Source organism: Anaerobiospirillum sp. NML120511 (assembly GCF_023050955.1).
Lineage (GTDB): Bacteria > Pseudomonadota > Gammaproteobacteria > Enterobacterales > Succinivibrionaceae > Anaerobiospirillum.
Genome location: NZ_JALKIK010000001.1, coordinates 1 through 26,032 on the forward strand (window position 1 = coordinate 1; position 26,032 = coordinate 26,032).

Genomic DNA, 26,032 nt, shown 5'->3' on the forward strand with positions numbered 1-26,032 from the left:
CTGCTGCCCCACTTGTTCCTGAGGAAGATTCAGTACTCAAAAAGCCTCCAAAAGTTGAATGAAACTTTGTGCTGAGCGGCTGATGAACATACAGCCGGGCTGGTTCTGATACACCAGGTTCAGGTCTCTATGCAGCCTGGGGTACCAGTGGTTAGATTACCAGGAATATGAGCTTATAAACATGATCTGTATCTTGTTTTACGATATTTTCCTGAGCCATCTTTCATGGCCATAACAGCAGGTACATGCCGCTACAGTTAAACCCGGCCTAACAGTTTTCAAAGCAGCTGCGTTTGCTGTTTTGCATACAAGACGGCCACCTGAGACGGAGCTGATACGGGCAGCAATATTGAAGTGCCTTATGGCACAACCGCTCTCCATACATAGTCGTCCTTTTGCCTGTGCCGAAGCTGGCCTGATGACATAAGCGTCATAGCCTGATCTGCAAATCATTTATTTAAAGCAGTCAAACCGGCCATGGATTGCTCATGCAGCTGAAACTCCCTGCAATGGCTGGGTCTGGCAGATGCTCGACCAGGCCATGGCTGGGTCTGGCAGATATTCGACCAGGCTATGGCTGGTTCTGACTGGTGCACGACCTGGCCATGACTGGGTCTGGCAGATGGTCGACCTGGCTATGGCTGGTTCTGGCAGATGCTCGACCTGGCCATGACTGGTTCTGGCTGATGCTCGACCAGGCTATGGCTGGTTCTGTCTGCTGTTCGTCCTGGTCAGGTATGGACCTGGATGATGTCCTGCACTCTTGATCGCAATGAGCATATGTCAAGTCAGGGCGGCATATTGACGCCATTACTCATGACAGGCTCTGCCCTGATTGTTCCTTATTTATACGTCTGGTTCACATGTCTGTGGATATCTGCGGAATGGAGTGCGGATGCTCAGCAGGAAGGATGTTTGGCCAGCCATGCTGTGTCTGGCTTTGGGTTTGATGAATCATGCAGCTCTGGCAGCTGTTACAGCATTGGCTGGAGTGTTTCCGGGTATGGGCTGTGAGTTGCAGTGCCGATGCAGTGGCTCTGCAGTTGTGCTGCAGTACGCATCATGTCCGGTGGTAGACAGTGAGTAAAGTCTTGCAGTAAGTTCAGTGAGTATGATCGTGCAGTAAGCATTGATGCTGTTTAATAAACGCACAAATTTTGGGATGTGAGCTGACCTTTTCAGGGCAGGTGCCATAAAAGTGGGCAATTTGTGCATTTGCAGGTCTTTTGCAGATAAAAATACGCAGGCCCTGCAGGAGGAGGTAGGCTCTGTCGCTTTATGCTCATGAAAAGCCCATTTACAGGCTCTGCGTCTTATGAACTTGTGATTAAATTTTGTACCATGAGGCCTGTTGCCTGCCTTCCGGGATACTGCTGTGGAGTATTGGGCAGGTACTGTGGGTATGGGGCACCACAATCCTGATAAACAGGCGCTGTGTGGAGGCCTGGCCTGATGGTGTGGCAGCTGCGGGCGACTGGCAGTGCCGGGGCTGAGCGAGTTGATGTGCTTTGTTCATTTAGGGAGCGGTCACGTCTTGACTGTCAGGCCGTTCAAACCTAAAAATAAAAGCATTCAGCAACAGCCAGCTGGCTGTGCTCAACGTTTTTCATGGGATTTTGTCCCTCAGACTGACTCCAGATCAGCATTTACTGATTCTGACTTGTTCCGAGGCTGCCCTACAGACGCATATAAGGCGCTTTCTGCTGGACAGATTCAGTTGTCAGCCTCGTGGTCACATTGCATAAAAAGGGTTTTTCATGAAGTTTTTCACCTCCAAGACCTTACTTGCCGCTGCCTTATCGGTGGTATTTGCAGCCGGCACTGTAGCCTCAGTTGCCAACGGCGCTCCAATGTCCCGCAAGGCTGAAGACAATCTCTTCTACGCCACCTCAACTGAGCCATTAGGCCTTGATCCTGCTCTGGTTGATGACAACGACTCAGGCAACATGAATATCAACATGTACGAGTCACTGCTCAAGTTTGAGCACAACGGTACCGGCATTCTGCCAGCCCTGGCCAAGAGCTGGACCATCAGTGACGACGGTCTTGTTTACACATTCAAGCTCCAGGAAGGCGTCAAGTTCCATGACGGCACCCCATTTAACGCTGAGGCCGTAAAGTTCAACTATGACCGTCAGAAGCCTGAAAACCGCGTAGCCAAGATGTCCTACGCCGAGCTGGTTCTGGGCAATGTAGTTGAGACCAAGGTGGTTGACGAGTACACCGTTCAGATTACCTTAAAGGAGCGTTCTACTCCGTTCCTGCGCAATATGGCCATGGCCTTCGCCGCTCCTATTGCCTCCCCGACTGCTCTTAAGAAGTTCAACAACAACCTGATGGAGAACCCTGTAGGTACCGGTCCTTACAAGTTTGTAGCCTGGGACAAGGGCCAGCAGCTGATTGTTACCCGTTTTGATGACTACTGGGGCGAAAAGCCACCTGTACAGAACATTGTTTACCGCATCATGAAGGAAACTGCCGCCCGTGTAGTTGCTCTTAAGAATGGTGAGGTCGACATCATCAACGGTCTCGATGCCAACGTAATTGATGAGATCAAGAAGTCCGGCAACAAGGTCTTCGAGACTGAGGGCAATAACACCAACTATATGGTTTACAACTGCCGTGACGGGTACATAACTGCCGACCGTGATGTCCGTGAGGCTATTGCTCAGGCCATTAACGTTCCAGAGATGGCCAAGTCTCTGTACAAGGAGTACTCAACCCCTGCTCACTCCTTCTTCCCACCTCTTCTTGAGGGCTACGACAAGAACAATCAGGCCCCTAAGTACAATCCTGAAGCTGCAAAGAAGACTCTTGCCGCCAAGGGTATCAAGGAGCTGACCATTCTGACCTACTCCAACTCCCGTGCCTATAACTCTGTTGGCGGCCAGGTACTGGCTGAGGCCGTACAGAATTACCTGAGCAAGGTTGGTGTAAAGGTCAAGATTGACGTATACGACTGGGGTACCTTCAGGGCCAAGATCTTAACTGACAAGTGGGATCTTGCTTTCATCGGCTGGATTGGCGACAACGGTGATCCTGACAACTACATCAACATCCTGGCCTCACCTGATCCAATTGCCAACCAGGGCTTATGGCAGAACAAGGAGTTCATTGACATCATTAACAAGGCTACCAAGGTACCTGATGGCAAGGAGCGTACTGCTCTGTACAAGAAGGCTGATGCCGTTCTGTTAAAGGATGTAGGTGTTCTGCCAATCTCCCACGCCAAGACCATGGCTGCCTACCGTCCTGTAGTTGAGGGCCAGATCATTCACCCTCAGGGCCATTTCTACTTCACTGAAGTAAGCAAGAAGGCCAAGTAATCAGTCATAACAGGCAAGCCTGGACCATACAGGGCAAAGTCTTATGACCGCCCACGGCCAGGCTCAGGCACAGTACTGATTAGCCGTCACCTCACGTAGGCTCACCTGCTGTGAGGTAAATTAAGGAAAGTCCCTGCATGCTCCGTCATTGCAGGGACTTTTCTTTTACTGCGCACCACTCACACTTCACTGCCAGGTCCTGCCCTGTCCCGCAAGGTCGTGCCATGCCCCGCAAGGTCCTGCCCCGCAAGGTCCTGCCCTGCCCTGCAATGCACTGACATCGCGGGCCACCACCATTGGCTGGCACAGGTCGGCGTCCGGCCTGCCACAGCTCAGGCTATTACAGGATATTGTCGTGCCCCCAAAACTGCACCAGAATCCCAGTCAACCGCTGTAATTCTCCTGTTCTTTACGCTTTCACCTGACGATACTGCCTTATCCCACGGCCCAATCCTGCACTGTACGCTGTCAGCACCTGTCCTTTACTGTGCAATATCAATCCATGCTGCCTGCTGTTAAGCACCTGCCTTAACTGATGCACTCATGAATTTATAGTCTGCAATTTTAATAATTACTCTACATAACAATTTATCTTGTGCCAGTTTCTTACTATGCTGGCATGACTTGCAGTGTAACCCCCTCCGCGCTGCCGCAGAGACTGAAGCAATATCATAATTAGCAGCGCCCGCCCATTATCACTATCATTCACGTGATGGTGACAGTACATACTCACAGAATGTAAACTGTCAACAGTCTGTCCGCATGAATAATTCAATTATGCTTTACATAATCTTTAAGACAGTAAAATCTGTAATGCTGCAGCCCGGATATTATTTAACATGGCCGGGCAAAGCATTGGTGCTTAATTTACCGGCCGATCCAGGCTGACCTGCTCTCCTACCTGCCATAACCACCCCCGTACCTATACCCATCCCCATACCCGTACCCCTGTCACTGTTTAAGGACCATGTCAGATCAACTTGTACTTTCATCTTAATTGCAGGCAGCTTTGTCTGGCCTGTTCTTGAGTATGTTCTGACACTGTCTGACACCCGGCGTTATATTGAACTGCCGCTCAATGACGGATGACAGAGACTTGCAGTCCCATACCCGGAAGCCATATATGTCAGCAGAGGAGTTTACTGCCCCACAAACCAGCTCGTGCTGCTGCTGATTTAATCTGCTGTTTCTTCCTGGAGCAGGGTCAGGACTGAGTGCCTCAAATCACCTTTCATCAGCAGTTTTAATCAGCGGTTAATGGCGCCGGTACTCGCCCCACTGCGCAATGGCTGCTCTTTATTATGAAAGTCCCCCGGGCTGGAGGATAAGAATGCGATAAACATCGCATTTATGATCGGAGCACGATTTAAGATATAGTGGCATCGATATGCCACTAATATCCCACTCCACCTGCAATTTAGCGTGCTAAGTGCGCACCTCTGGATGAAAGTGCCGTGCATGCGACACCATATATCAAAAAGTTGCCATAAATGCCGGTGCTACGCAAGTAGCATTCTTGATAAACCCCATAAATATGGGGTTTTTGCTGGTTTCGCCCCAGAAATTATGGGCGCAGTAAATCTAAGGACCTTGGTCCCCATAATTGACATTTACGCCTTTAGATATAAGCGGGAAGTCCAGCTATGGACTAACCCGCTCTATACAAGGAGCGGAGCTTCATCCTTTACCGAAGATTCAGTCAGATCGGAATTCCAGCCCCCAGAGGCTGCATTGTTGGCCTGCTTTGGCTTGGATTTGGTACGCCTGGATGTCCTGCTCATTTTGGAGGAGATAACTACAGCCGAATCATCTTCCCTTGCAAATAAAGGAGACAGCTCGAAAGCATCCTCTGCATTAGCAAACTCGTTAATTGAGCTCTCTGAGGACTGAACTGATGAGGCATCAGATTTGACTCTCGGGCCGTCGGCAGCTTGAGTGGCATCGACTGATGACTCATCAGCTGACACCGCAGCTTCAGCAACCAGAACACCGGCAGCTTCTGTGGCATCGACTGATGACTCATCAGCTGACACCGTAGCTTCAGCAACCAGAACACCGGCAGCTTCTGTGGCATCGACTGATGACTCATCAGCTGACACCGTAGCTTCAGCAACCAGAACACCGGCAGCTTCTGCGGCATCGACTGATGACTCATCAGCTGACACCGTAGCTTCAGCAGCTGAGATGTTGTAACACTGACTTGATGAAGCTGAGCTGGTTGACTCGTCTGAGAAAAGTCCATCTTCATCAGGAACCTCAGGTTTGGTCATCTTGTAAGGCTCGCCCGAGGCCATCATTGCATAGGCAATACGGAGCAATTTGTGCCCTAAGGCTACTTTGCTCTTCTTTGCCCCTCTGCGATGACACATGTTTTTGAAAAAACCGCTTAAACGATGGTCTTTAGATTTGGCAGCTGCATGAGCTGCCTCAATCAGGGCGTTTCTGATGTACTTATTACCCTTGGTAATACCAGTCCTGTAGCGAACGCCTGCAGACTCCTTATTGCCTGGGGCAATGCCTATCCATGAGGCAAGGTGATGTGAGGTTGGAAAATTAGATTTCCAATCAACTCCCAGTTCACTGATGAGGACCTGAGCAGTCCTCTTGTTAAATCCAGGAATAGTCATCAAGAGAGAGACCTGGACTGAAAAAGGCTCAAGAATGTTATCAAGCATTCTGCCAAGTTCTGAAATTTGACTGGTGATTAAGTCATATTGAGTGGTAAGATTATAGTAGAGCTGCTTGGCTACTATTTTCTCTGGACGAAACTGAACTAACTTAAAGATCTGTTCAGTTGGAAGCTTTAATCTTTTTCCGTTCTCTTCAATGAAGGAGATTAAGGTTTCACCAGTCATGCCGCTCAAGGCAGCACGGATGATCATCCTTGCTGCCTTACCATTCACATCAGAAAAAGCAACAGAAGCCTTCATACCAAGCGCTGTAAGCTTATTGTGCATTCGGTTACTACACCTGCTTCTATCATGAGTCAGGGTATGAATGTGCCTGCTAAGCAGCCTCGTCTCTCGTACTAGTGGTTCAGGAATATAAGACGACCTGAACATACCCAGCCTGCCGACAGTAGCCAGATGAGCAGCATCAGTCTTATCTGTCTTCCTTCCTGAGATTACCTTTACAGCATGTGCATTCAGGACATGTGATTTAGATCCTAGCCCTGCATCCTCAAGCTGCTGATATAAGTTGAACCAGTAGACACCGGTCGACTCCATGGTGATAACTTCAGGGTTCTTACAAAGGATCCAGTCAACAAGCCTCTTGAGCTCATCCAAATCGGCCTGTGTGGTCAAAATGTCCTGTTCAATGGTATTAGTGCTTGAATCTGACTTTTGATAGACAGCAACCATCTTATTGTTGTGGACATCAATACCAACTGCAGATGCATAAGATGACTCAAACAAAGCATGATTACTTGTATTCTGCTGACTCGCATAGCAGTCAGAGACAGCACACGGCATCTCAACAGGCGCAAATGTGTCTGGAATAATAGGCACATCGACGTTCATAAATTCTCCTAAGATTATGGAAATGAGCGCGCCACAAATATAAGCAGAAAGAGTTGCGAGGAAGATGACTTATTCCCTAAGTTAGCTACGCTAATTTAAAGAATGTTCGTTTTATTATACGGGCTGTTCCCGGAGCTAACAGAAGAGCTGCCAGGCTCCCAATCGTGGATTCGACAAACCCTCTCTTCAATTTTTTGTCGTGATCTTTGTCACAAAAAGAAACCGAAGTTCCTGAAAAGACGCGCTCAAACATTGAGGAGATTATTACACCCGATTTAAGTACTTAGAACAACCTAAATGAGAGAAGAGTGTGATGATTGATGTATTGATATGCGACTAATTGTTGGGCAAAAAAAATGGGGCAGCTGCTCACGGCAGTCGCCCCGGTCACCCAGCCATGACTTTCATGTATCGTTGGGTGTCTTAATAACGCGATCTGATATCGCATGTCGTTCTGAATTAATACATACTGATTTTTTGGAAATGCCTCCCAGTGTCCTGTTTACTATCGTGGCACGATAAACAGCTTTGCTTTCTATGTTGGCACGAACAAATCCATTCCAGTCGCTTTGAGTTCTGCCGGATCGTGAAAACCTGCAAACCTTCATACTGGCTCTCACAACTATTCATGACTGCGCTACAGGCACGTTATAGTGCACCTGAGAACCGTCATGAATCTGAACTGTGATCAGTCCGGGCAATGACTCGTTCATGTTTCAAACAACTTGACAGTACGGGTTGCTATCCACGGCTTCGACAGTGCTCTGGCCAAAGCTCTGTCCAGGCTCATCCATAGCGCTGACATGGCTCTGTTCAAAGCTCTATCCATAGCGCTGACATGGCTCTGTCCAAAACTCTATCCACAGCGCTGACAGGCTCTGTCCAAAGCTCTATCGCGTCGCGTCAATGGCACTGTTGCAAGGACAAGGCAGGGCGCAGAGACGATCTCAGCACGGGGCACTGTCTATGCAATGGAACGCTCTGATACCTGTAAGCTTATCCATGCAGCAAAAGCAGAGCCCTCACCTGCATAAAGCCAGTGAGGGCCCTGTTATGAGTAAATAAATGAGCTCTAAGCTATGCTGGAAGCGTACGCTGGGTCAGTCGCTGCCGTATCTGAAGCAAACTGTGAAACCACAGGTGGAGCTGCATCATGGCTTGAGCTGGCTATGCCACGGAGAACTTACTGCGGGACCTGATAGCTGGAGAGCTCCTTTCTGAGCTTTTCATAGTTCTGCTCGGCCTGCATTTTCTTCTCAAAAAACTCAAGGTTTTTATGAGTCTGTTTTGGCGGATTAGACTTTCTGAGTGTCTCTGCCTCGCGCTCAGCCATCTGAGTACGGGCAGCAAGGTCCATAACCTTGTCAAAGAGATCCTGACTGACAAAATCTACACGAGCAGCCTTGAGGCAAAGCAAACGCCACAGCTGTTGTGGAGGCTGGTGCCATGACTCCAGCCCCAGCCTGTCGTTACTGGCATAATCACTTATAAGCACTCCCTCGCCGTACACAGCTGCCAGCCTGCTTACTCCCGTCCCCCTGATAACAAAGATGGTCTTAACCCCCTTTTCCCATTTATCAAAACAACGGTCCAGCAAAGCTATGCATTTGTCAGGAAGTGCAGCAGCCAGAGGGATAACCTCACAGATTATCAGACAGCCATCAGAACCACCCTTGCTGGCCGGAGTACCGAACATGGCAGTTATTGATATCCGCTCAATATTGCTCTGCAGAGTTGAAGCATCTCTGGTAGAGACAGCTGAACTGTGACAAAAGAGCGCCAGATCCACCTGAGGTCCCTTGTATATGGCATTCACAGGCAAATTATTCATAGTAAGCTCCTTATTATGTCCCTGTCCTTTGAGGCCAGCATATATGGGGTATCAATACCTGAGAGTATATCAGCCCTGTATGTGATGAATAATTTCTAAAGTCTTTTGTACATACAACATTGTACAGTGCAACTGTGGCTCTGCACCATTGCAATTATGCAATTATTGACAGTTACAAAATTGCCCCGATCTGGCAGGTATGACACAACAGACGCAGACCATTAAGCAGAATCAAGCATCAGCAGGCATTGTTATACTTAAGTCCTCAAGGGCTATGACTGTCCGTGACAGGAGGCAGGCCTGACGGGCTATGACTTTCCGTGACAGGTGTCAGGCCTGACGGGCTATGACTTTCCGTGACAGGTGGCAGGCCTGACGGGCTATGACTTTCCGTGACAGGTGTCAGGCCTGACGGGCTATGACTTTCCGTGACAGGTGGCAGGCCTGACGGGCTATGACTTTCCGTGACAGGTGGCAGGCCTGACGGGCTATGACTTTCCGTGACAGGTGTCAGGCCTGACGGGCTATGACTGCTCGGGACAGGTATCAGTCCTGATTGGCCTTATCAAGCAGCTGGTTGAAGTTTTCAACCACGGCAAAACGTATCCTGTCTGACATGGAGTTGAAGAGCCTGTCGGCACACTCAATCTTCTGGCGCTCTACCGGTCTTAACTGATCCAGGGATACACTGCCCTTGGTTTCAGCTACCAGGCGGAAATGCTTTACCTGATCGCGGTCAAAGATTACGGCCCAGTCAGGAGAGTAATCACCGGCCGGAGTAGGAATCTTGAACTTGCGCGGCAGCTTGGCAAAGACACATACCTCGCGGGCATCATCCATCTTGAGCGCAAAGCGCTTTTCCACACTGTTTTCAGACAGGCCGTCCACTACCAGCACGTCAGTAATGTGCTTTCTGGCCTTGATGTAAGGGGTATCGGCCTTGATCTCGCAGTCGAAGGCATCGTTAATCATGGCCATGATATTGTTGCTTTTCAGATCATCTGTCTGATCGATGAGCTCATAGCAGATATTCTCTACCTGCAACTCCTGCTTACACATGCTGACAATCTGGCCCACAGCGGCAATGAAGCGCTCAGGGTTGACGGCAAAGAGACTGAGCTTTTCCTGGCTCAGGGAGTTAAGTACCCGGGCTGCGGTTCTACGGGTAACTGCAGCCGCCCTGGCCACGTCACCCACTATGTCGTACTTGACGCCGGTAGTTATGTGGCGCGCGTCAGAGCGCTGGTTGGAGCCGCGTCTGACAAAGGTCTGAGCATCAACCTGGCTGCCCTCTTCAATCTCAAAGCTCATCTGGGCTATTTCAAGGCCCTTGTTGAGCTGCTCCACAGCATTTCTGATCAGCACCTCGCTGTCATACTGAACTGTGTAGTAATAATTGCGGGAAATCTCCTTCCAAAGCATCTGGAAGTCAGGATTCTCGACATGGCTGTTGGTCCTGACATGAATGGTGGCCGAACGGTTTTCGTCGCGTACTCTCTTCTTAAGTACTTCCTCAACCTCCCAGGTAGAGCGGGCTGTCTGGACCATCAGTTCTTTCAGATGGGCCATGTCCTGATCAAGCTCAGGAACCTGGTTGTTCTCAATGGCGCTGCGGAATGCATCAGTAACCATGCCCTTGCCATCAATGAACTTGTGGGTGCGCATCCAGCTGCGCAGCATGTCAGCCTCATCCTCGGTTACCTTATGCTCAGAGCCGTCAGCAAGCATTACAGTCTTGCCGGTAAAGCTGTCGACAGTAATGGCCTTAGGACGGTCACGCAGCCCCTGAGTGGTTTCCTCCTGCAGGCTTCTGACAAAGTCCTCATAGCTCTCGTTGGCTATGACGGTAAGCAGGTTGACCTTGTGGATATCATCACCCAGAGCTTCGTAATCCATTCGCTCGCCGAGATTGTTAACGCACAGACGCAGACCACGGCCTACCTCCTGACGCTTGCTTATGGCGGAGTTGCTCTGACGCAGGGTACAGATCTGGAAGACGTTAGGATTGTCCCAGCCCTCACGCAGAGCCGAATGCGAGAAGATAAAGCGCACCGGCTGCTCAAAGCTCATCAGCTCTTCGCGATTCTTGAGGATCAGATCGTAGGCGGCTATACGCTCCTTGTCAGTGTCGGACTCGGTCTTCTTTTCCCTGGTATCGACAAATCTGTTGAACTTGTCTACGGAGAAATAGCCATTGTGAAGTTCTGCGGCATGACCTGAGGTGCTCTTAAGATAGTTGTAGTAGGAGCTTCTGGCTGAGCGCGGATCACTGGCACCTGAGTGCTCAAGTTCGGCCAGCTTGTCCTTTGTAAGGAACTCATACTCCTCTTCAAACATCTGAGCCAGAATGCCCGGATGAGGGTTCTTTTCCTCATCATAGACTCTGTAGCGCACTACCTCATCAATGAAGAACAGGCTCAGGGTCTTGATACCCAGATTGTAGAGCTCTTCCTCTCTGTTCAGATGTGAGCGTATGGTCTCGCGGATCTGCAGACGTTGCATGCTGTCAAGGTTGCTGTCACCGACCACCATGCCGGCTGAAATGACACGGCCGTCACTGAGGGTGATGCTGTTGGTGACGGCATCAATTGAGCTGATGGACAGCCCCTTGTACTGATTGAGTTTGTTAGACTCATCATACAGGCTGTCTCTTTCCTCCATGCGTCTGCGGGTACGCTTGATGCTGCCGTCCTTGTTCCTGGTCTCAATCTCTACATCGGCATAAGGTGGCCTGTCAGTAGAGGTAATGACACCGCCCATGTAGATATAGCCGTCAGAGCCGGTCATGTTAAGGGTCTGGAAGCCCTTGACACTGATGCGCTTGACCAGCTTCTGAGCATAGGCATCCACGGCATCAAGCGAGTAGATGCAGTTGTGCTTTGTCTTGTGAGTTGCCGAGTAGTTTATGGTAAACAGCGGCCTGAACTGTCTGATGCCTTTCTGGGTGGCCTTGCCGTCAGCCTTCTGCGGCTCGTCAATAATGACAATTGGTCTGGTGGCGGCCAGCACATCAATAGGCCGGTGCGAGCCGAACTCGTCACGCTCACTGTAGATAATGAGCGATGCCTTGTTATTAACCTTGGTCTCATCCATACTGGAGGCAAAGGCATGGGTGTTGATTATCATGACCTGAATGCCCGAGCCCTCGGCAAAGTGGCGCAGCTGGTTGAGGTTGCCTGAGTTGTAGACAAAATAGTTGGCTCTGCAGTGGTACTCCTCAAAGAAGTGCTCACTGAGCTGCTCGAAGCTGCGATTTGTGCCCTCACGAATGGCCAAGGTCGGTACTACGACCACAAAGCGGCTCCATCCATAGCGGCGGTGCAGCTCGAAAATGGTCTTGATGTAGACATAGGTCTTGCCTGTACCTGTCTCCATCTCTACATCCAGCTCACACCAGCCCATGGAACCGTCACCATACAGCTCCTTGCTGGTCAGCAGACCGGAACGTTTCTGGATGGCATTGATATTGGCCAGCAGCTGCTCTCTGGTATTGGGGCCAAGATCAAGATCAGCATTGGTCTCTATGAGACTCATCTGATCGCAGACACCCATATCAAAAGCATCGGGAACAGCACCCGCGCCGAGATTTTCCTTATGATGCTGACCTGCAAACACCTCGGCTGTGTTGTTGACCGCATCAGTCTGATACTGCTGTTTCTTGAAGATAAGTTTCATGATTATTCCAATCCAAAGCGCTTTGAATACAGGCTCATGCCTGCTGCTCAGCATATGTGCCCGACGGGCATGTCCCTGCAACCATAAAGCAGCAGGAGCAATGCGCCTTATGGCGCAGCCCGGTACTGCCATGCCTCAAAGGACACGCAGCCGGGCAACAGTAATGACCTAAGCCATTACATGGTCATTATGATTCCAGCCCAATGGTCAGTTACCACTGTTCTGACCAGGCATGGGGCCGATACCTCTGTTCCGGCCAGGCCGGCCATGCCCGGCCCAGCATGGGCATAGCCCGTCATGGACATGCCTGGGGCTCAGATAACTCTGATCTGGCTCATAGGGTTGACCGCCTTAAAGACCTGCATGATGTTGTCGGCAATGATCATTATGATTCAAGCCCAATGGTCAGTTACCACTGTTCTGACCTGGCATGGGGCCGATACCTCTGTTCCGGCCAGGCCGGCCATGCCAGGCCCGGCCCAGCATGGGCATAGCCCGTCATGGACATGCCTGGGGCTCAGATAACTCTGATCTGGCTCATAGGGCTGACCGCCTTAAAGACCTGCATGATGTTGTCGGCATCGGCATCAGATCCAAAGGCGGCATCGCACATGACAAACCAGTGCGGATTGAGGCCGGCTATGGCGCGGGCGGCCTCAACGCTGACCCGGTCATCAAAGCAGGCAGCCAGATAACCGCCGTCCACCACATGCACAGTATGGCCTGCAAGGTTCCTGACCTCAATTGACGACGACAGCTCAATGCCCAGATCGAGCATCACCTGAAAGAGCAGGTCTTCACCACTGCGATCTTCCTTGATGTTGAACTCGGAAAAGCCAGGCAGGCTCACTTCGTCAGCGCTGTAATAAACGTCCATCATGTTGGAGCTGTCGAGCTTGAGCACACGGAAACCTGTATCCAGGTCCCCGGCCATAAGCCCGGACTCTGCCTTAATTGCAGCACCGGCACGGCGGATACGCTCCTTGCCGATTTCACAGATGGTCTTATAACCGGCATTGAAAGCATCCTTATTAGGATCAGTTAGTTCTTGAATCTGAACCATGATAAATTTGCGATTACCATTGTCCTCTAAATTCTTCTTCAGAACAGCATGAGCTGTACTAGAAGAGCCAGAGAAGAAATCCACAATCAACGCCTCAGGATCGTTTATCGCATCAATAAAGTACAATATAAGATCTGTTGGCTTAGGAAAGTCAAAAACTTTAGCATCGAATAGTGAATCGAGCTCTTTTGTGCCAGCGTCAGAACCCTTAATGTTATCGGGCAAGTGAGTGCTCACCGCATTCCGGCCGAAACGCTCTCCATACTTAGCTTCATCGTCTGACCTCCAATATCGCATTAACGGCTGTTTGGAGTTAAGGAAAGGGTAATCGCCAGGAAAAATGATTCTTGAGTTGAGAAGGTAATCGTTCAACGTGTCCTTGGTAATTCGCCAAGTTGCCTTAGGATTAGGTTTGTATACAGCGCCATTTTTTGGATCAACAAGATCAAAGAAGCTGTTAGGACGCTCAAGAGCTGTCTTCTGCTGCTTTAAATCATGAGTTCTCCAAGGACGTCCCGGGAAGTCTGGCGACTCGTAATACTTTCTTCCAGTCACCTCCTTGCTTGCCCTGAACTTGTCAGACTTGGCAAAGCATAGTACCCACTCATAGTCCTGGGACACACCAAATGGCACATCTGATTTAGCAGATCTTTTGCGCCAAGGGAAAATTCCAACGTAATTGATATCACCAAAGACCTCTGAACAAACTTTCAATAAATTTTCAATCTCATGATCATCAATTGATATAAAAATCACCCCATCTTCGGACAGAAGCTCACGAGCAAGCCTGATACGCGGATAAATCATGTTCAGCCAGTCACTGTGATATCTTCCATTGGAGTTGGTGTTTTTCACCAGTCTCACCCCTTCTCGGCTGAATTGGCCTGTCTGCACAAGGAACTCCTCTTTATCCATATAGAAGTCATCCTTGTAGACAAAGTCGTTGCCAGTGTTATAGGGTGGGTCGATGTAGACCATCTTTACCTTACCGGAGTAGCAGTTGCGTAAGACCTTGAGTACCTCCAGATTGTCTCCCTCGATGTAGAGATTGGAGGTGGTGTCAAAGTCCACGCTCTCGTCACGGCATGGTCTTAATGTAGCAGATGAGGGTTGGTTGGAGAGTCGCACAGCATCCATCTTGCCTGGCCATGTGAACTGATAACGTTCAACATTTTCCGGGATGCATTCTGGCGAAAGCTCTATCTTGAGCTTTTCAAAGTCGATACCGCGCACCAGTTGACCGTCCTGGTCTCTGGCCTCGGTAATACAGGAAGGGAAGTGTCGGGCAATGATGTCAATGTTGGCTGCTACGCCGTCAACTGACTGCATCAAGAGCTTATCCATGGAACACCTCCATGGTCAAACTCAGGCAGTTGACTGACTTAGAAGAAGGTGTTACCCCCCCCCCGGCAAAACTAAAACAAACAGCTTATTTAAGCCGTTTTCAATAACATTAGACATCATTGTTACCCTGAAATCGGATGTGGAACGATATGGTGGCAAGACGGCGTCATACCGCCATGCCATTTTGAGTATAGCACCCGTGATCCGCTACCGTCCATGCCTACAGATAAGGCATTTCCCGAAATCACTCTTCCCGTAAAGCTGCATGGACACTGCCATGCGGCCGCAGCTGCATTGATAGGAGCTCAGCTGAGTTTCCTTGTATTTGTGCCTCCCTGAACCGGCCGGGAGAGCTAAGCAGGACTGTGCCTTGCTGCAGCAGCTCCAACGGCGATGTTCAGACAGTTTCCTTGTATGTGCGCCTCCCTGAACCGGCTGGGAGAGCTAAGCAGGATTATGCCTTGCTGTAGCAGCTCCAACGGCGATGTTAAGACAGTTTCCTTGTATGTGTGCCTCCATGAGTCTGGTCAAATGACCTTAATCTGTGTTGCTCTACTTAAGCCTGAAAATACCTGCATGATGTTGTCAGCATCTGCATCTGAGCCAAAGGCGGCGTCGCACATGACGAACCAGTATGGTTTGAGGCCGGCTATGGCACGGGTGGCATCCATGCTGACTCTGTCATCAAAGCAGGCAGCCAGATAACCGTCGTTGACCACATATACAGTATGGCCTGCAAGGCTCCTGAGCTCGATTGACGACGACAGCTCAATGCCAAGGTCCAGCATCACCTGAAAGAGCAGGTCCTCGCCGCTGCGTCCTTCCTTGATGTTGAACTCGGAAAAGCCATTGAGGCTAACCTCGTCAGCGCTGTAGTAGACATCCTTCATGTTGGAGCTGTCGAGCTTAAGCACACGAAAGCCTGTATCCAGGTCCCCGGCCATAAGCCCGGACTCTGCCCTAATTGCAGCACCGGCACGGCGGATACGCTCCTTGCCGATTTCACAGATGTTCTTAAAACCAGCCTCATATGCCTTTTTGGCATCATCTTTTTCAGGAACTACAGCCTCAGGGATCTGGACCATTATGAAGCTGAGCTTTGAGCCGCATCTGGCGTTTACTTTCATGACAGCATGAGCGGTTGTGGCCGAGCCGGAGAAAAAGTCCAGTACTATGCCCTCCCTGCAGGAAAGGGCAAGCAGGTGCTCTATGAGCTTTACCGGCTTGGGATAGGAGAAAGGCTTGAAGCCGAACAGATCGCTGATGTCTTTGCCACCATGGTTGGTTCGGCCATATTCTTCGCCTATCAGCAGACTTCTCTGAACCGCACCCTCCTCACTATAGTAGTTTTTGGTATAGACCTTTCCATCCTTGAACACCAGTAAATCGTAGTCTGCCTCAACCTTTTCCTTTGACCAGCGCCAGTACGCCTGTTTGCCCTTGACCGTTCTTGGGCTGTAAACCCTGCCATCAGGGCCGGTAATATCAAAAATCAGAGTTGGACCTCCACTGATGGAGGTCTTATCAAGAGTAATCAGACCATAGTGGCCATATTCGTCCTTTTCGGGGTATTTCTTGATGTCCAGCTGGCTGGTTTTGACAGGGAAGAGCTTCACACATTCAATGTTCCTGGCCACAACCAGAATGTACTCATGCTCAACAACAACATTGTCTGAATCATTGCCGCCTCCCTGCTTTTTCTTCCAGATCAGGCGGCTGACTATATTCCCCTCACCAAATACCTCTGCACAGAGCCTGCTCAGGTTATCGCTCTCATTATCATCAATCGAAATGAACATGATGCCATCTTCAGTGAGCAGCTCACGGGCCAGCTTCAGGCGCGGATAAATCATGTTCAGCCAGGAGGTATGAAAGCGGCCATTGGCGTCGCTGTTAACCACCCTCCGCTTACCGTCTGCTCCAAGCTGACCACTTTGAATAAGGAAATCCTTGCGGTCCATGCTGAAGTTATCTTCGTATAAGAAGTCTTTGCCGGTGTTGTAAGGCGGGTCGATGTAGATCATCTTGACCTTGCCGGCGTAGGTGTTGCGCAGGACCTTTAGTACCTCCAGGTTGTCTCCCTCGATGTAGAGGTTGGAGGTGGTGTCGAAGTCTACGCTTTCTTCACGGCATGGTCTTAAGGTCGCCGCAGATGGCTGGTTGGCAAGGCGGGCAGCATCCATCTTGCCAGGCCATGTAAACTGGTAGCGCTCAGCCTTGTCCGGAATACACGATGAGGAAAGCTCGGCCTTGAGCTTTTCAAAGTCGATACCGCGCACCAGCTGACCCTCAGGGTCGCGTGCCTCGGTAATACAGGAAGGGAAAAATCTGGCAATGATGTCGATGTTGGCCGCAACGCCGTCAACTGACTGCATAGAGAGCTTATCCATGGAGCACCTCCATGGTCAAACTCAGGCAGTTGACTGACTTAGAAGAAGGTGTTACCCCCCCCCCCGGCAAAACTAAAGCAAACGGCTTATTTAAGCCGTTTTCAATAACATTAGACATCATAGTTACCCTGAAATCGGATGTGGAACGATATGGTGGCAAGACGACGTCATACCGCCATTACTTTTTGAGTATAACACCGTGTTCCACCACCGTCCATGCCGATATATAAGGCATTTTCCCAAAGGCGTATTACCCGGTCACATACTGCTTGTCACCAGGTCACATACTGCGTGTCACCCGGTCAGCGCTGCGGCCGTGAGCCCATGGCCCCTGGTCAGGCTGACTGGTCACGGACACCAGGCTGCAGCTGCACTGTTGCAGGCCGGACTGGACTCAAGCCGGTCCGGGCACGACCTTGCAGGCCAGGCGGGCTGGGACTCGGGGCTCAGCTGAGTTTCATTGTATGTGTGCATCCCTAAACCGGACAGGAAAGCATCAGAAGGACTGTGCCCGCTGGCTTGCTCATACAGCAGTGTTGAGGACTGTTTCCTTCTGTGCGCATCGCTAAGAGCGGTCAGATGACCTTGATCCTGGTTCCCTCGCTGCAGCCTGCAAATACCTGCATGATGTTGTCAGCATCGGCATCGGAGCCAAAGGCGGCATCGCACATGACAAACCAGTGCGGTTTGAGGCAGGCTATGGCGCGGGCGGCATCAACGCTGACCCTTTCATCAAAGCATGCAGCCAGATAACCGTCGTTGACCACATACACAGTATGACCTTCAAGGCTCCTGACCTCGATGGACGACGACAGCTCAATGCCCAGGTCCAGCATCACCTGAAAGAGCAGATCTTCACCACTGCGATCTTCCTTGATGTTGAACTCGGAAAAGCCACCCAGGCTCACCTCATCAGCGCCGTAATAGACGTCTTTCATATTGGAACTGTCAAGCCTGAGCAGACGGAATCCGGTATCAACCTGTGACAGGCCATTATGGTCCCCAGCCTGCTGCCTGATTACGTCACCGGCTCGACGGATACGCTCGAGGCCAATCTGGCAGATATTGTTATAACCTGCCCTGGCGGCCTCTGACTTTTCATCGACCTGAGCTGGCAGCTGAACCAGAATAAAGCTTCTTTTGCCGCCATCTTCGCTGTTAAGCTGCATAAGAGCGTCAGCTGTGGTAGATGAGCCGCCAAAGAAGTCCAGCACAATGTCGTGACTGTCAGTCATAACAAACTTCATAAGCCATTTTATAAAGACATCGCTCTTGGGATTATCAAAGATCTTCTTACCACCGAGCAGATCTTCCAGTCTCCTGGTGCTGGTACGACCATCCTCAATATAAACACTGCGGCAGCGGGCCCGTACCGTCTCGATACGCTTCTTGATACGAGGCTGTACAGTATGGTCGGCGCCCCAGTAAACAAGCCCCTGATCCTCGTACTCCTCAAAGGTCTTTAAAGGCCAGCGCCAGCCATTGGCCGGAGTTGGGCATGGCTTGCCCGTAACGGGATGAATAATCTCGTAGCGGTAAGGACCGGGACGTGTGTCTGAGGAGTTTTGCGATATGGAAACTACACCCTGCTCATCAACAACGTTGTAATGAGTAACACCCTGCAACTGGCTTTCGTTCTTTTTGATAAAGGCGCGAAGCCTGTCCTGAATTTCCCTGACATCACTGCATGAGCTCTTAAGACGCTGATACTCATTCACAATGAGCTCCACTTCAGGAGATGGTGCCGTCCATGACGTCAGTGCGCTCTTATTGCGGGCATAACAAAGACAGTACTCATGCTCCGTTGTGATCATGGTAGGGTTGTTATCAGTAGCTGTTTTGAGAATGAGCGTGCCTACCAGATTATCTTCACCGAAGATCTCATTGCAGCACATCTTGAGACGCTCCACCTCATGCTCATCAATGGCTATGAAAATAACGCCATCATTTTTAAGCAGCTCACGGCTGATCTTCAGACGTGGATAGATCATGTTAAGCCAGTCAGTGTGATAGCGGCCATTGGCAGTGGTATTGCTGACCAGACGGCCACCAGCTGCGTCTATCTGGCCGCTCTGCAACAGGTACTCCTCCCTGTCCATGGCATAGTTGTCCTTATAGATGAAATCTTTGCCTGTGTTGTAAGGAGGGTCGATGTAGATCATCTTGACCTTGCCGGCATAGGTGTTACGCAGGACCTTTAGCACCTCCAGGTTGTCACCCTCAATGTAGAGGTTAGAGGTGGTGTCAAAGTCCACGCTCTGGTCACGGCATGGTCTTAATGTTACGGTAGACGGGTGATTGACGAGACGGGCAGCATCCATTTTGCCAGGCCAGGTAAACTGGTAGCGTTCTGCTTTTTCAGGGATGCATGAGGAGGAAAGCTCGGACCTGAGCTTATCAAAATCGATACCGTGCACCAGCTGACCGTCTGAGTCACGTGCTTCGGTAATACAGGCAGGGAAGTGTCGGGCAATGATGTCGATGTTGGCTGCTACGCCGTCAACTGACTGCATTGTGAGTTTATCCATGGAGCACCTCCATGGTCAAACTCAGGCAGTTGACAGACTTAGAAGAAGGTGTTACCCCCCCCCCGGCAAAAATTAAGACAAACGGCTTATTCAAGCCATTTTCAACAAAATTAGACATCATAGTTACCCTGAAATAGGATGTGGAAAAATCTTCAGTTAAGAGCCCTGCAGGCACTACGGTCTTTTGAGTATAGCACCCGTATTCCTGTGACGTCCATGCTGACAGATACCGGACTTACCTGCGTACATGATGTTTCCTGGTATCAGAGCACCTGGCCTGGCACTGGCCATCGCCGGAACATATGCAGTATGCCTCTGATGCAGGACTATGCTGAGTTATCAGGCTAAGAGCCTTTGCTTGTGGTCTATGCTGAGTTTTTGAGCGATGAGCTTTTGCCTGTGGCTTATGTTTATGGATTACGTTATGTGATTATGCCCGGGGATAATGTTGTCAGGTTATCACGCTCTTTGCCAAAGCTTTGGCCTGCTTGCACAGCACGATATGGGCACAGCACGGTATGGGCACTTTACTGCCAGGCAACTGGTCTGGCACCCTGCCGGCAGGAATAAAAAAGCACCCTTAGCGGGTGCCTTTGTTTAACTGTTCTTATATTCATCTATGGCCTTCTTGAGCTCCTTTTCAAGCATGTGAGGAAAGCCGGTTACCAGCAGTGGAGGCCGCTCCGATTCAGCATAACAGGCAAGATATGATGGCAGACCCGTTACCATGTCAGGTGTGAGACTGGAGTCCTTTAAGAAAAACAGATAGTGATCGCATAATATGTCACCGGTATAAATGGCCGATAACGGCTCATGGACCAGCTCTTTGAGCTTCTCTTCGTAGTATTCAAGCGGTACTTTTGGCATAGGCATTACTTTCCAAAACAGTTTATAGAGACCACATTGCATAACACGGTATTGCAAATGGTTTTTCTGAGTATAGCACCACTGTCAGAGCATCGTCCATTCCTAAATATAAGCCATTTTTTAAATGATTGTCACTCGGTCAAAAGCATGTAAATGCAGTACTTTCTACTACATTAACCTCCTTCAGTTCAGCTCACTTCACTTCACTTCACTTCAAAGGTTATTTTCCTGCCTGGAAACTCAAAAGCATGCATCATTGTGTTGAATGCTGTCGTGTCTGTGATTGTGTACCATGTTATTTTCCCCAGGTATCTTACCTGCCATTCTGTCCAGCTCGTTCTGTCTGAAAGCTGCCCTGCTCTATAAACTGCGTTTATCAGTATGGCTTTGAACACCTCCTGAGCCGACAACTGTACTTTAACCAGGCCATTTTGCTCTTCATCAGGACAGGGAAAGGGCCCCTTTCACTGGCAATGTCTTACTGTTTCATAATGCTCTATAAAGTATTATGAATATCGTCATAACCCCTCCCAATGCCGCCATAAATGCTACCCTCAAGTCTGCACAAAAAGACGATGCACAGGTTCATCATGAGCCGGTGCATCTGCAGTCCTGTGTAGCAGCTGTCCTTTACTTGAGCGAGGCCACGCTGTGATAATGGCCGACGGCCTGGAGCTGTTGGCATCACTGTGCGTGCTGCGCGGCCCTGGCTGCGCGGCCGGGCTGGGAGCTTTTCCCGGTGCAGCTGCCCGTGTCGGACACAATAAAGCCCCTGAGGCGGTAAGACGACAGGGGCTTTATTACTGGACATGGGAGGAGCGCATGGCTGTGGCCGTGGCCGTAGCGGCAGTCGTGCTGCAGTCGTGACTGTTGCGGCAGTCGCGCTGCAGTCGTGACTGTTGCGGCAGTCGTGCTGCAATTGTGCTGCAGTGCGGGCGCCCGCTATGGCTGAGCTTCGCTGCCTTCTTCCTCTTCTTCGGTTACGTCCACATAGTCAGGTCCATCAGGATTACGGTAGCCGTGGTCAAGCTCCGGACTGGTTACCGATACGCCCTCAATCCATACCTGAGAGCTGATGGAGTCACCATTGCGGTCAATGATGGTAATGGTGTGAAAACCGTTATAGCGCGGCTCAAAGTAATCAAGCTGTGGTACCAGATGATCATTTACCAGCATGAAATAAGGTGCAACACCACCGCTAAAGACCACATTAACGCGTCTACCACTGCCAGGAGACAGGCGGGTACCATCTGTAGGGAAGGTAAAGGTCAGTGGCAGCACAGGTTCAATGGTGTGATACTCCCCACGGCCTGATGCACCGGTAATGGATGACACGCCAGGCAGGTATTGACCTGGTGCGCCTGCACCGGCCGCAGCTGCGGCCGGTCCAGAGGCTGTGTTCATGTGACCCTGTTCGGCACGCCATGGCTCACCACTGCTCTGACTACGGCGGGTAACCAGACCAAGACGGGCAATGGAGACACGGTCAAGACCAGCCGGAGGAGTTGAGCGCAGGAGCACATCATCAGCTATACGGCGCTTGAAGCGGTCGTGAGAGGTAAGACGGCTCATGATCTCAAAGAGCAGAGGCGCAGCATGGTTATAGCCTGTGTAATTACCGGCCGGGTTGCCATCAAGACGGCCAGTCCATATACCAAGAGTGATGTTATTACTTGAGCCTACAGCCCAGGCATCACGGTTACGGTAGGAGGTACCTGTCTTGTATGAAATACGGGCAGCTGAGCGGTAATAGGCGCTTTCAAAGCCCGTTGGTGCCGGAGTACCCTCAAGCACATTGTAGACAGCACGGGCAGCCGGTGCCGAGAGCAGATGCTGATAATGCACATGAAGTCCGTGAACCACATAATTGCTGCCCGGTTCAGGGGTTGCGCCGGAAAGTGCATTTACCTGAGACAGGCTGGTGGTCGGTACCTCCTGACGGGCGGCGCCTGTTGAGGCATCAGCAGTCTTACCGGCATTGCTGGTATGGGACAGACCGGTATCTACGCCCTCACCATCCTCTGGTGCACTTGCCCGTCCCTCAGACACTGAAGTTGCAGCATTACCTGAGGACATGGCGGCAGCTTCATCTTTAAGGCGGTCAACCTCTGTTGCTGCTGTGGGAGCCTGTGAACCCACAGGAATATCGTGTCCGGTAACACGTGCAGCAAGTCGCCCCAGTGGGGCACGCGAGGCATACTTGTGGAAAACAGCTGAGCTTGGACGACGTGGGCTCAGCACGCGCAATGGTGCTATGCCGCCATCATGGGCCAGTGAGGCATACAGCTGAGTCAGATCAAAAAGCGTGATTCCGCAGCCACCAAGCACTACTGACAGGTCAGGCTCTGCACGGGCAGGCAGTACCAGTCGACCGGTAACGTAAGAGCCCGAGCTGTCAGCTGAATGCACATCAAGACCGTTTTCCATGCTGTTTAAACGGTTGATAAAGTTGTAAGGACCAATGGCACGCATTACCTCTACTGCTGGCAGGTTCAGCGAGGCCTGCAGTGCCAGTGAAGCGGTAAGCTCGCCATAGAAGCGGCGGTTATAATTGCGCGGCTGATAACTGTTATAAATGCGCGGGGCATCAAGCAAAATGGAGTTAGGGTGTAACAGGCCACGTTCAAAGGCCATGCCATAGGCAAATGGCTTGAGAGTGGAGCCAGGTGAGCGCAGAGCCAGTGCTGCATCCACATAGGAAAGATCCCTGCCCAGTGCGCCCACATAGCCCAGTACCTCAAAGGTATCGTTATCAACTACCACCATGGCAAGGCTTTCCTGTCCGTCCTCACCTACATAGATTTTGCGATACAGGGCAGCAGCATCAAGAAGCACCTTCTGAACGCGCGGATCAATGGTAGTGTAAAGCTCACGAGGCAGCGGGCCCTTTAAGGCCGCATCACTGCGCCCGTTTTTACCGGCTGCTCCTTCATGGATGCCGCCTCTGCCAGCATTGCCGGCCATATCACCATTGCCATTGACCTCATCCCTGCTACGAGCGCTCAGGTTGCGCTGATGTGAGAGCATGGCTACGGTTGCATAGGCCTCAAGAGCCTCGGGGCTTAAGGTCAGACTTAAAGCAGGTGCGCCTTCAGCTGAGGCCATTCGGTTTCCTGAATTTAAGTGACTGGCAACCACATCATAAATGGTCTCATCATTGTTCTCACTGTTAACCTGGGCATTTTTCGCAGTGCGCAGGCTGACACCGGTAACAGCATCATGCTCACGCTCCGTATCACTGTTACGTGCCTTAAGGTCATCGCTATCTGCTGTTGTGGTGCCGCCTGCTGCAGCTGTTGTGTCGCCGCCTGCTGCTGCAGCTGCAGCGCTCACAGGGCGGCCATTTTTCAGTACATGATCTTCAGGACAGGATGCAGCACGGGCCGCCTCGGAAACATCCAGAGCTGCTGAGCTATTACCGGCACCAGCCCTTTGAGTCAGAGCTGCATCTTCCTGTGAAGCCGCACCTGCTGCTGCATCCCGGGATGATGCAGACACAGATGATGCAGCCATAAATGACTCTTCCCTGGATGATCCTGTGAGCAGGATACTGCTTTTAGTACCGGATGATAGCTGAGAGGCCTGGGCATGAGCGGCAGAGTCCTGAGTGCTGTCAGTAAGCGTGAATCCTGCCTTAGCCAGCAGAGCTGTCAGGCTGGAGCGCAGCGCCTGAATTTCCAGAGTCTGCAGCCGACCGTTGAAAATACTCTGTCCCAGGTAGTAGCCACTGTCAGGCAGAGGGTGACGTACCTGACTTACAGGCTCGGCTGTGGCAAATTCGAGAATGTCCCTTTTGATAATGCCATCCTCAACAGCCTTTTTGAGCACTTCATTGCGATAGTAGCGGGCTGATTCAGGATGACGGTCAGGGCGGATTACCTCAGGGGAGCGTGGCAGGGCTACCAGCAGGGCAGCCTCTGCTGGTGTGAGTCGACGGGGACTGTGGTTGAAGTAAATCCATGATGCTGCAGTAACACTCTCAATATTGCTGCCAAAAGGAGCCAGGGTGAGATAGATAGACAGCAGCTGCTCACGTCCATAGTAATGAGTAAGATAAAGGGCGCCCAGAGCCTCTCGAACCTTTGACCATAAGGAGCGGTCTTTAGGCTCAAGCATGCGGCAGACCTGCATGGCCAGAGTAGAGGCGCCTGATACCGTGCGCCCTGAGGTGATATTGGACCACAGGGCACGGCCCACTGCCAGCACATCCACACCGGCATGGGAGTAAAAGCGCTCATCTTCAGCGGCTATGAGCATTCTGATATACAGCGGGTCGACATCTGATCGGGTGGTGAGAATACGGTAGTAATCACCACTGTTCATTGAGGTGTAAATCAGATTACCGCCCTTGTCATAAAGACTTTGCGAGCGATCGTAAAAGCGGCTTAAATCAGGGGCACACCAGTGCATCATGCCGTAAAAGCCACCAAGGACCACAACGCCTGTAAGAGCCATGCCACCGATGATATTGCGCAGCGAACACCAGCGGCGCTTTCCAGCATTTCCGGCTGTCTTTTCGGCTCTGTAAGCGCTGTCCTCGTTATCATCTGCAGCAAATGCTGCTAAGGCAGCTGCTGTCGCATCAGTCTTATTGCCAGAGCTGCCAGCGGCTGATATATGGTGTGGCTGGTCACGTCGACGGTGACGGATACGCCTGCGAAAAACTGCACGCACCATGTGGGCATAGCCACTGCGCTCAATCTTCGCCTTACCATGCACCTGTACAGCATTGCCTGTACTGGTGTCAGTGCCGCTGTTACCCTCAGCCCCGTCAATGGCGTCAGTGCCGCTGTTACCCTCAGCCTCGGTAATGGTGTCAGCGCCGCTGTTACCCTCAGCCCCGGCATTGCCGTGCTGCTCAGTCTTGCCCGCTTCTGCACCTGCACCTGATGGGCCTGCAACTGAAGAACAGGCAGCGCTTCCTGCGCCGGTGGCGTCGGCACCGACCTCTGTACTGTCAGTATCAGGGGAATGAGAAGATGAGCTGCTGGAGTTTACCTGTGATGGGGTGTGCTGCCTGCCACTGAGCGTGGAAGCCTCTGGAGAGCTGGCAGTGGGGCTGTTATCAGCACTGTTGGAGGTATCTGAAGTATCTGCACCTGGCGCAGCTGATGAGGTGCTGTCGGCAGTGCTGACAGTGCCTGAAACAGTTTGAGATCCGGCAGTGCTGTCATGCTGTTCAGGGTGCACTGATTCAGGGGCATCAGAGCTGATGCTGCCCGGCTGCACATGGTCCTGCTGGGACTGGGAAGGAGTTGAAGCGGATTTTTTATAATCAGTGGACATACGTGAGGTATAGACCTTTTGTAGAGCCTGACCCTGAAAAGGGCTCTGCGGCACTGTCTTGTGTTCCTGTTGGAAATAAGAAAGACTTCAGACAGGGGCAGAATCCCGCCTGCAATAAAAACTGTCATGCAACTGGGAAGGACATCACACCCTGTATTGCTGACCTGAGTAATAAAATATTCCTGAAACGCCAATTATAAG

The 26,032-nt window shown here is 51.0% G+C and carries 9 protein-coding genes; 1 reads left to right on the forward strand and 8 read right to left on the reverse strand.

From position 1 onward, the window contains the following. The first annotated feature begins 1,757 nt into the window (after positions 1–1,757). Positions 1,758–3,326, forward strand: coding sequence for an ABC transporter substrate-binding protein (locus tag MXE39_RS00005; RefSeq protein WP_246979053.1), 1,569 nt, complete (start codon positions 1,758–1,760; stop codon positions 3,324–3,326). A 1,658-nt stretch (positions 3,327–4,984) separates the two neighbouring features. On the opposite strand, the gene MXE39_RS00010 is transcribed toward MXE39_RS00005, so the two are convergent. From MXE39_RS00010 to MXE39_RS00045, 8 genes are all read right to left on the reverse strand, one after another. Next, positions 4,985–6,847 carry an IS110 family transposase gene (locus MXE39_RS00010; protein WP_348647452.1) on the reverse strand — a complete coding sequence of 621 codons (1,863 nt, stop codon included), beginning with the start codon at positions 6,845–6,847 and terminating at the stop codon, positions 4,985–4,987. A 1,183-nt stretch (positions 6,848–8,030) separates the two neighbouring features. Continuing rightward, on the reverse strand, positions 8,031–8,678 hold the full coding sequence (locus tag MXE39_RS00015) for a hypothetical protein (protein WP_246977321.1): 648 nt from the start codon (positions 8,676–8,678) through the stop codon (positions 8,031–8,033). 546 nt (positions 8,679–9,224) lie between these two features. Further along, on the reverse strand, positions 9,225–12,353 hold the full coding sequence (locus MXE39_RS00020; protein ID WP_246977322.1) for a DEAD/DEAH box helicase family protein: 3,129 nt from the start codon (positions 12,351–12,353) through the stop codon (positions 9,225–9,227). A 517-nt stretch (positions 12,354–12,870) separates the two neighbouring features. Then, positions 12,871–14,760, reverse strand: a complete 1,890-nt coding sequence (locus MXE39_RS00025; RefSeq protein ID WP_246977323.1) for a site-specific DNA-methyltransferase — start codon at positions 14,758–14,760, stop codon at positions 12,871–12,873. Between the two features lie 527 nt (positions 14,761–15,287). Then, positions 15,288–17,150, reverse strand: a complete 1,863-nt coding sequence (locus MXE39_RS00030) for a site-specific DNA-methyltransferase (RefSeq protein ID WP_246977324.1) — start codon at positions 17,148–17,150, stop codon at positions 15,288–15,290. Between the two features lie 575 nt (positions 17,151–17,725). Further along, positions 17,726–19,678, reverse strand: coding sequence for a site-specific DNA-methyltransferase (locus MXE39_RS00035; protein ID WP_246977325.1), 1,953 nt, complete (start codon positions 19,676–19,678; stop codon positions 17,726–17,728). 597 nt (positions 19,679–20,275) lie between these two features. Continuing rightward, positions 20,276–20,545 (reverse strand): hypothetical protein, encoded by a 270-nt coding sequence (locus MXE39_RS00040; RefSeq protein ID WP_246977326.1) that lies wholly within the window; start codon positions 20,543–20,545, stop codon positions 20,276–20,278. A 942-nt stretch (positions 20,546–21,487) separates the two neighbouring features. Beyond that, positions 21,488–25,831: a transglycosylase domain-containing protein gene (locus MXE39_RS00045; protein ID WP_246977327.1), complete on the reverse strand. Its 4,344-nt coding sequence runs from the start codon at positions 25,829–25,831 to the stop codon at positions 21,488–21,490. Between the last annotated feature and the right edge of the window lie 201 nt (positions 25,832–26,032).

Excerpts from the sequence above, each read along its gene's own strand:
- MXE39_RS00005 (WP_246979053.1), top strand. The coding sequence starts at position 1,758 with ATGAAGTTTTTCACCTCCAAGACCTTACTTGCCGCTGCCTTATCGGTG.
- MXE39_RS00010 (WP_348647452.1), bottom strand. The coding sequence starts at position 6,847 with ATGAACGTCGATGTGCCTATTATTCCAGACACATTTGCGCCTGTTGAG.
- MXE39_RS00015 (WP_246977321.1), bottom strand. The coding sequence starts at position 8,678 with ATGAATAATTTGCCTGTGAATGCCATATACAAGGGACCTCAGGTGGAT.
- MXE39_RS00020 (WP_246977322.1), bottom strand. The coding sequence starts at position 12,353 with ATGAAACTTATCTTCAAGAAACAGCAGTATCAGACTGATGCGGTCAAC.
- MXE39_RS00025 (WP_246977323.1), bottom strand. The coding sequence starts at position 14,760 with ATGGATAAGCTCTTGATGCAGTCAGTTGACGGCGTAGCAGCCAACATT.
- MXE39_RS00030 (WP_246977324.1), bottom strand. The coding sequence starts at position 17,150 with ATGGATAAGCTCTCTATGCAGTCAGTTGACGGCGTTGCGGCCAACATC.
- MXE39_RS00035 (WP_246977325.1), bottom strand. The coding sequence starts at position 19,678 with ATGGATAAACTCACAATGCAGTCAGTTGACGGCGTAGCAGCCAACATC.
- MXE39_RS00040 (WP_246977326.1), bottom strand. The coding sequence starts at position 20,545 with ATGCCAAAAGTACCGCTTGAATACTACGAAGAGAAGCTCAAAGAGCTG.
- MXE39_RS00045 (WP_246977327.1), bottom strand. The coding sequence starts at position 25,831 with ATGTCCACTGATTATAAAAAATCCGCTTCAACTCCTTCCCAGTCCCAG.